Genomic DNA, 2,087 nt, shown 5'->3' on the forward strand with positions numbered 1-2,087 from the left:
GGTGCGATAGATATGGGTGAGGAGAAAAAATGGAGCTAGATAAAAAAACTTCGTCAATAAAAGTTGAGGATATTTTTACTGCAGCCTGCAAGTTGCCATACTGCAAAATTGATCGTGATGTTTTCCTGACTTCTCAGCTAAAAGGAAAAATCAGCGCTCAACAGCTATGTGATGCTTTAGATAATGGTACAATCAATGCAGGTGTTTCAATTGCATTGCTAAATCACATTGCTATTGGTGCAGTAAATATGGAAACAACAAAAACAGCTGCTTTGTCAACTGTCGCCGGAATACCGGGTGGGTTTGCAATGATAGGAACTATACCAGCTGACCTCACGCAATTCTATGCTCACGTATTTCGTATTGCACAAAAGCTTGCATACATATATGGTTACAAAGATATTAACTTAGATGATGCTACTCAAAATGTTTTAATGATTTTCCTTGGTGTCATGTTTGGAGTTAATGCTGCAACAGCAGCTCTGGCAAAGCTTGCTGCTGCTAACGCCGCAAAGATAGGTGCAAAAGTAGCTGGCAAGCCACTAAGCAAGTATGCCATCTATAACATTGCTAAAAAAGTTTTGGCATGGGTTGGTGTAAAATTAACTAAGGATGGTGTTGGAAAGGCTGTAAGTAAAGCTGTTCCGATTGTAGGTGGCGCGATATCTGGAGGCTTAACTGTTGCAACATTTTTGCCAATGGCTAAAAAGCTCCAGAAAGAATTATCGAAATTTGCTTCAATGACACCCGACAATTTGTCTAAAGCAAATGAAAAAGCTGATATGATACTTGCAGACTTCGAAATGGTACAAGAAGATCTGGAAATGTAACCATAATTTTTAGAATCCAAATAAGGAGTTTAATATAATGAAATTTAGAGCGCATGACACCTTTTTCATTAGAAAAGGTTGGCTATATAAGGGAATGAAAAATGTTAGAAATGATGCTGCAGTATTTATGGGTGTTAACGGTAACCCTATGGATATCTTGGGCATTGGTTCTAACATGGTAAAATCGCTAAGATACTGGTTGCAAGCTGTCGGGTTAACGAGTGAACCGACATCTGGCAAACGCACTCAAAGTTTTACTGAATTGGGGAATTTGATTTTTGAGTACGATCCCTATATCGAAGAAATGGGCACTCTTTGGTTGTTGCATTATAAATTGGCAACAAATTTTAATGAGGCTACTGCTTGGTATGATTTTTTTAATGAATTTAATCTTAACGAGTTTACACGGGATGATTTTGTTTTGCAGCTTAACTCTTTTATAAGAATGAATGACAATGAGGTTTCGGAACGATCATTAGAAGATGATTTTAATTGTATTATTAACACTTATGTGCCGAGAATAAAATCTAACCCCGAAAAGGTACATCCCGAAAGCAATATTGACTGTCCTTTAGGGGAGCTTGGGTTAATTGATATCGTCAATAAAAATCACAAGGATGATCAGGGCAAAAGACAAGTATTATATAAAAAAAGTGTTCCTAAAAAAGATACCATTCACCCTCTGGTACTGTTAGCAGTTATCTTAGATAATGCAGATGGAGAAACTGAGATTAAAATATCAGCAATTCAAAATGACAAAAATAATGCAGGTAAAATCTTCAATTTAGATATCATTAGTCTTATAACATTGCTGAACAAAATAGAACTATTAGGATACATTAAAGTAATCCGGACTGCTGGACTTGATGTTGTACGCATCGAAAATGAAATGAACTTTTTGGACTGTGTGCGTGAATACTACAGAATTATTAATGAATAAACAGTCTACGAAAGGTTGGAGATAGAAAAATGCTAAAGGATAAGATTGGTGTAGCCAAAGGATTTCAAACATCGATAAATATTGCTTTTGACCTACATAGCGATGATAAGGTTAGAAACTTCATTCCAACTATGTCATCTTTAGATATTATAGAAGATGTTTTGTACAGCACCAGTGCAAGAGCAAATTGTCGCTCTCGCATCTTGATAGGTGCTTATGGTCGAGGAAAATCTCACATTATATTAGTGCTGATGTCACTTCTATTTAAGAAAGATGTGGATCTATTTGATGTACTTTTAAAAAAAATCAAAGAAAAC

The 2,087-nt window shown here is 35.9% G+C and carries 3 protein-coding genes; all 3 read left to right on the forward strand.

Annotated elements, in window-relative coordinates; all coding sequences use genetic code 11:
- The first annotated feature begins 29 nt into the window (after positions 1-29).
- Positions 30-830, forward strand: coding sequence for a hypothetical protein (locus RTK36_RS16300; protein ID WP_312048273.1), 801 nt, complete (start codon positions 30-32; stop codon positions 828-830).
- Between the two features lie 37 nt (positions 831-867).
- Positions 868-1,770, forward strand: coding sequence for a DUF4007 family protein (locus RTK36_RS16305; RefSeq protein WP_312048274.1), 903 nt, complete (start codon positions 868-870; stop codon positions 1,768-1,770).
- Positions 1,771-1,799: 29 nt separating this feature from the next.
- Positions 1,800-2,087, forward strand: a 288-nt coding sequence (locus RTK36_RS16310; RefSeq protein WP_312048275.1) for a hypothetical protein, incomplete at its 3' end; no start/stop codon positions are given.

Origin of the sequence: Anaerotignum sp. (assembly GCF_031981185.1) — a bacterium.
Taxonomy (GTDB): domain Bacteria; phylum Bacillota; class Clostridia; order Lachnospirales; family Anaerotignaceae; genus Chakrabartyella.